Source organism: Pseudooceanicola sp. (assembly GCF_029213205.1).
Lineage (GTDB): Bacteria > Pseudomonadota > Alphaproteobacteria > Rhodobacterales > Rhodobacteraceae > Pseudooceanicola.
This window is the reverse complement of the sequence record NZ_JARGNH010000060.1, coordinates 1-214: the sequence shown is the minus strand read 5'-3', so window position 1 is coordinate 214 and position 214 is coordinate 1. Positions and strand designations below refer to the sequence as shown.

Here is a 214-nt window from a genome sequence, read left to right as displayed (position 1 = left end):
CAGATGGAATCGGTCGACGAAGGTTTCTGGAACTGATCCAGCCTTGAACGATCTACAGAGAAGAGGGCCGACTGGCCCTCTTTTTCTATGCGCGTTCGATCAACACTGACCCGACCGAATAGCCTGCCCCAAACGAACAGATCACGCCGCGGTCACCCGGCTGCATGTCGTCCGAGTATTTCGAAAAGGCGATGATTGACCCGGCAGACGATGT

1 protein-coding gene is annotated in these 214 nt (G+C 55.1%); it reads right to left on the bottom strand.

Features of this window, described 5'->3' with window-relative positions:
- Positions 1 to 85: 85 nt before the first annotated feature.
- Positions 86 to 214, bottom strand: a 129-nt coding sequence (locus P1U48_RS18135) for a 3-oxoacyl-[acyl-carrier-protein] synthase III C-terminal domain-containing protein (RefSeq protein WP_301070751.1), incomplete at its 5' end; no start/stop codon positions are given.